Source organism: Kitasatospora sp. NPDC007106, from assembly GCF_040634455.1.
Taxonomy (GTDB): Bacteria; Actinomycetota; Actinomycetes; order Streptomycetales; family Streptomycetaceae; genus Kitasatospora; species Kitasatospora arboriphila.
Window position 1 is genome coordinate 1 of sequence record NZ_JBEYFP010000416.1, and the last position, 5305, is coordinate 5305.

General features: G+C 73.2%; 5 protein-coding genes. 1 reads left to right on the plus strand and 4 read right to left on the minus strand.

Translation table 11 applies throughout. The features are described 5' to 3' along the window. The 4 genes from ABZ641_RS24960 to ABZ641_RS24975 all read right to left on the minus strand — a co-directional run. Window positions 1-550 (minus strand): maleylpyruvate isomerase N-terminal domain-containing protein (locus ABZ641_RS24960; RefSeq protein ID WP_359985069.1); only part of this gene is annotated, 550 nt, incomplete at its 3' end. Between the two features lie 79 nt (window positions 551-629). Continuing rightward, complete coding sequence (locus ABZ641_RS24965; protein ID WP_359985072.1) at window positions 630-1625, minus strand: endonuclease/exonuclease/phosphatase family protein; 996 nt, start codon at window positions 1623-1625, stop codon at window positions 630-632. Between the two features lie 187 nt (window positions 1626-1812). Then, on the minus strand, window positions 1813-2484 hold the full coding sequence (locus ABZ641_RS24970) for a TetR/AcrR family transcriptional regulator (protein ID WP_344626204.1): 672 nt from the start codon (window positions 2482-2484) through the stop codon (window positions 1813-1815). A 23-nt stretch (window positions 2485-2507) separates the two neighbouring features. Then, complete coding sequence (locus ABZ641_RS24975; RefSeq protein ID WP_344626203.1) at window positions 2508-4106, minus strand: MFS transporter; 1599 nt, start codon at window positions 4104-4106, stop codon at window positions 2508-2510. Between the two features lie 277 nt (window positions 4107-4383). On the opposite strand from ABZ641_RS24975, the gene panB reads away from it, so the two are divergent. Further along, window positions 4384-5250 (plus strand): 3-methyl-2-oxobutanoate hydroxymethyltransferase, encoded by an 867-nt coding sequence (gene panB, locus ABZ641_RS24980; RefSeq protein ID WP_344626202.1) that lies wholly within the window; start codon window positions 4384-4386, stop codon window positions 5248-5250. Window positions 5251-5305 lie beyond the last annotated feature (55 nt).

Here is a 5305-nt window from a genome sequence, read left to right on the forward strand (position 1 = left end):
GCCAGGTCCAGGAGGTGCGCCGGGGCCGGCCGCCGAGGGCGGCCCGCCCGGTGCACCAGAGCAGGACGGCGGCCGGCTCGCCGCTCGGCGCGTCCGGGAAGAGCCGGGCCAGCACCGCGGCGCAGAGCGAGGCCGGCGGGTGCCACTCGGCCCGCAGGCCGCGGGTGATGTCCCAGGTGTGCAGCAGGGTCTCGGCGACGCCCATGGCGGCGAAGCCGGACGGGTCGCACGGGCCCCAGTGCCAGGCCCTGGCCTCCGGTCCGCTGACGGCGAGCGCACCGACCAGCAGTCCGCCGGCGGCCCGGACGACCTGCAGCACCTCGTCCACCGGCGCCTCCCGGCGGACCACCAGGTCGAAGGGGAGGTAGCTCTCGCGGGGCCGGGCGGCGAGCTGGCCGGCGTAGGCCAGCAGGTCGTGTGCGACGTGCACGGCCGTCTCGCGGCACGTCCAGGTCAGCGGGCCGGCCTGGACGGACCAGTCGTCCTCCTCGTGGAGGACCAGCACGTCCAGCGCCGCGCCGAGGGCCCGGTCCACGTCGCGTCCGTCCATGCCTGCCATCGTCGCACGGCACGGCGGAACGCGGGCTCGAACGCCGCCCGCGCCGTCGGCGGCGGGGGCGGCGGGCCGGTCAGTAGCGGTAGGTGGCGGTGACGGCGCGGTGGTCGCTGCCGTCGGAGGACAGCACCTGCGAGTCGGTCGGGGTCAGCTTGCCCTTGCTGAGGATCTGGTCGATCCGTGCCATCGGGAAGCCGGCCGGCCAGGAGAAGCCGAAGCCGTCGCCGGCGGCGCCCTGCGCGGAGCGCATCTGCGAGGTGATCGGGGCCAGGCTGCGGTCGTTCATGGTGCCGTTGAGGTCGCCGAGCAGGATGACCTTCTTCAGCTGCTCGGCCTCGATGGCGTCGCCCAGGGCCTGTGCGCTGTGGTCGCGCCGGCCGGCCGTGAAGCCGCTCTCCGACTTGACCCGCACCGAGGGCAGGTGGGCGACGTAGACGGCGAGCGGGCCCTGCGGCGTGGTGACCTCGGCCCGGAAGGCGCGGGTCCAGCCGATCTTGATGTCGACCTCGTGGACGTCGCCGATCGGGTACGTCGACCACAGGCCGACGGTGCCGCGCACGGCGTGGTACGGGTACCGGGCGGCCAGCCCCGCGGTGTAGGTGGCGACCGCGCCCGGCGTGATCTCCTCCAGGGCGACGATCTCGGCGCCGGAGCCGTTCAGCAGCTTCAGGGTGCCGGCGGTGTCGCTGTTGGCGGCGGCCACGTTGTGGGTGAGCACGGTGAAGTCGCCGCGGCCGCCGCCCTTGTCGGTCAGCAGGCCGCCGAACAGGTTCAGCCAGACGATCGCCGGCAGCAGCACCGCGGTCAGCGCGGTCGCCGAGCGGCGCCACAGGCCGACCGCGAGCAGCACCGGCACGGCCAGCCCCAGCCACGGCAGGAAGGTCTCCAGCAGGCTGCCGAGGTTGCCCCAGCGGTTGGGGACGAGGGCGTGGCAGGCCAGCAGCAGCGCGGTGAGAACGGCGAGGCCGGCGGTGACCCAGCCGCGGCGCGGGTCCAGCCAGCGGCGGCCGCCGGCCGGTGGGGCCGGTGCGCCGTCGGCTGCTGCCACTGCCTCGTCCGCCTGCACCATGCGCCCCGCTCCTCCGCACCCGGCGTCTCGTACCGCCGGGATGGTCCGTGCCTCTTCCGGCCGCGCCGGTCGGGCGTGTGCGGCGGGTCACGGGGACCCGCCCGGCACACGCCCGGTCGTATTCTCGGCTCAGCCTATGACGGCATGGACGCGCGGGAGCCACCGGAAGGTTGCGGCACGCCCCCGATCAGCGGGAACGCCCTCCGGACGGCTGTGCGCCGACCCCGTTGAGGACGGCGTCGACCATCTGCTCCGCGAGGTCCGGGTCGTCCAGCGGGGCTTCGTCCCAGAGCACCGAGCGCAGCAGGATCGGGCCGATGATGATCTCGCAGACCAGCTCGACGTCGAGGTCCGAACGGAGCACGCCCTCGTCGACGCCGCGGCGGACGATGGCCCGGGCGAGTTCGCGGCGGGGTTTGACCACCTGCTCCTGGTAGGCCTCGCGCAGCTCGGGCCAGGCGTTCATCTGGCTGAGCGCGGACTTGAGCATCCAGCGGGAGCGCTTGGCGAGGCCGCGCTTGCGCATGTAGTCGACCATGCGGACGAGTTCCTCGCGGACGGTGCCGCCGCTGGGCTCGGGCAGCGGCGACTCCAGCCGGGCGACGACCTCGACCAACAGGGCCTCCTTGTTGGGCCAGCGCCGGTAGATGGTGGCCTTGCCGACGCCCGCGGCGGCCGCGATCCGCTCGACGGACAGCTCGGAGAGGCTCTTGCCGGACTCCATCAGGTCCTCGACGGCGGCGAAGATGGCCTGTTCGGCTGCCTCGCTGCGCGGGCGGCCCCGGCGCGGGGCGCAGAGCTCCGCGGCGGGGCCGTCCTCGTCGGCGCCGCATGCCGAGACGGTCGGTTCGGTGTGCATGGCGCCATTCTCTCCTGACGTGCTCAGACCCTGGTCGGGCGCGGCTCGCTGTCGGCCGGGGAGGCGTCCGCGGCGGGGCCGGCGGCCGGGGCGGCCGGTGCCCTGCCGGGCAGCAGCACCAGGGCGAGCACCACGCCGAGGGCGGTGATGCCGGCGGAGAGGCCGGCGACCACGTGCATGGCGTGTACGAAGGCGTCCTCGGCGGGGGCGACCAGGCCCGGCGTCCGGGTGCGGTCGGCGACCGCGAGGGTGGCCTCCAGGGACTCGCCGGCCTTCTCGCGGATGCCGGCGGGCAGCTTGTCGAGGTGGTCGCTCATGCCGTCGCGGTACACGGTGGAGAGCACCGCGCCGAGCACGGCGACGCCGAGCGAGCCGCCGACCTGGCGGAAGGTGTTGTTGATGGCGGAGCCGGCGCCGGCCTTCTCGCGGGGCAGCGAGCCCATGATGGCGACGGTGACCGGCGGCATGACGTGGGCCATGCCGGCGCCCATCACGAAGCCGATGACGACCAGGACCCAGATCGGCGTGGTGGTGCCGAGCAGCAGGTAGCCGAGGAAGCCGACCACGATCAGGGCCATGCCGCCGGCGCAGGTGGCGCGGACGCCGAAGCGGTCGACGACGAGCCGGGCGCGCGGGGCGAAGGCCATCTGGGCGGCGGCCAGCGGCAGCATCAGCATGCCGGACTGCAGGGCGCTGTAGCCGCGGACGCTCTGGGTGTAGAAGACGCCGAAGAAGGAGACGCCCATCAGCGCGAAGAACACCACGCCGATGACGACGACCGAGGCGGAGAACACCCGGTTGCGGAACCAGGTGACGTCCAGCGCGGGGTGTGCGGTGCGCCGCTCGAAGAGGACGAAGGCGGCGAGCGCGACCACGCCGACCAGGATCGGCACCCAGGCGCCGGGGGCGGTGAAGTCGGCGAGTTCGCCGCCCTTGATGATGCCGTAGATCAGCGCGACCAGGCCGATGACGGAGAGCACCACGCCGATCGGGTCGAGCTTGCCGGGCTTGGGGTCCTTCGAGTTCGGCACCAGGACCGACATGGCGACCAGGGCGACGACCACGATCGGGACGTTGACCAGGAAGACCGAGCCCCACCAGAAGTGCTCGATCAGCAGGCCGCCGGTGATCGGGCCGATGGCGATGGCGAGGCCGACCGCGCCGGCCCAGATGCCGATCGCCTTCGGCTGCTCCTTGCGGTCGAAGACGTTCATGATGATCGCGAGGGTGGCGGGCATCACGAAGGCGCCGCCGAGGCCCATGACCGCGCGGAAGGCGATGAGCTGGCCGGGGCTGTCGGCGATCGCGGAGAGCAGCGAGCCGAGGCCGAAGACGGCCATGCCGCCGAGCAGGGACCACTTGCGGCCGAGCCGGTCGCCGAGCAGGCCGGCGGTGAAGAGCAGGCCGGCGAAGACCAGGGTGTAGGAGTTGATCGCCCACTCGAGGTCGCTCTGGCTGGCGCCGAGGCCGGTGGGGGCGGGCTGGGCGATCGTCTTCATCGCCACGTTGAGGATCGAGTTGTCGAGCACGACGACGAGCAGGGCGAGGATCAGGGTGCCCAGGATCGCCCAGCGTCGGCGGTGGACGGCTTCGGACGTGTGCGGTGGCGCAGCGGTGGTCATGGTGTGGATTCCCCGTCCGTACGAAAAAGACCTGTGCGGACTTACGAGCCGATGGCGTCTCGTAACCCGTTCGGCTCAAGCGTAGCCCCTTTTTCGATACGAGACGGACCCGTATCGCAAACTCTGGGTAAAGGGTTCCGGGCCGGACGGCGGGCGGAGCGTGACGGACGGCCCGTGCCCCGGGTCTTTGCGGCGGGCGGGCGGCGTGCAAGCATGGGAGCAGATCCGGGGACGCCGTACGGCGCCACGAGACGACAACCCTTCAGGAGCCTGTTCGATGAACGCTTCTCCGCTTCAGCCTGCCCAGTCGCAGGAAGGCACCGTGCTCTACGGCGGCATCACCAACCGGCGCGTGACCGTGCGCGACCTGGCCAGGGCCAAGCAGCACGGCGAGCGCTGGGCGATGCTGACCGCCTACGACGCGCTGACCGCCGGTGTCTTCGACGAGGCGGGCATCCCGGTGCTGCTCGTCGGCGACTCGGCCGGCAACTGCCACCTCGGCTACGAGAACACCGTCCCGGTGACGATGGACCAGATGGTGATGCTCTCCGCGGCCGTCGTCCGCGGCACCAAGCGGGCCCTCGTCGTCGGTGACATGCCCTTCGGCTCCTACCAGGAGTCGCCGGCCCAGGCGATGCACAACGCCGCCCGCCTGATGAAGGAGGCCGGCGTCGGCGCGGTGAAGCTGGAGGGCGGCGAGCGCAGCGCCCGTTCGATCGAGCTGCTGGTCGAGGCCGGCATCCCGGTGATGGCCCACATCGGTCTCACCCCGCAGTCCGTGCACGCCTTCGGCGGCTACCCCGTCCAGGGCCGCGGCGACGAGGCGGCCCACCAGTTGCTGCGCGACGCCAAGGCCGTGCAGCAGGCCGGCGCCTTCTCCGTGGTGCTGGAGGCGGTGCCCGCCGAGCTCGCCGCCCAGGTCACCGAGCAGCTGGCGATCCCGACCGTCGGCATCGGCGCCGGTGTCGGCACCGACGCCCAGGTGCTGGTCTGGACGGACATGGCCGGCATGACGGCCGGCCGGGTGCCGAAGTTCGTCAAGCAGTACGCCGACCTGCGGGCCGTCCTCGGCGACGCCGCCCGCGAGTTCGCGGCCGAGGTCACCGCGGGCACCTTCCCGGCGCCCGAGCACAGCTTCAGCTGACCCCGGACGGCCGCCGGCCGGCCCGGCAGCACGGCGCACCCGCCCCCGCGGCGGG

What these genes read in the sequence shown, in the direction of transcription:
- ABZ641_RS24965 (WP_359985072.1), bottom strand. Translation starts at nt 1,625, where the DNA reads ATGGTGCAGGCGGACGAGGCAGTGGCAGCAGCCGACGGCGCACCGGCC.
- ABZ641_RS24970 (WP_344626204.1), bottom strand. Translation starts at nt 2,484, where the DNA reads ATGCACACCGAACCGACCGTCTCGGCATGCGGCGCCGACGAGGACGGC.
- panB (WP_344626202.1), top strand. Translation starts at nt 4,384, where the DNA reads ATGAACGCTTCTCCGCTTCAGCCTGCCCAGTCGCAGGAAGGCACCGTG.
- ABZ641_RS24975 (WP_344626203.1), bottom strand. Translation starts at nt 4,106, where the DNA reads ATGACCACCGCTGCGCCACCGCACACGTCCGAAGCCGTCCACCGCCGA.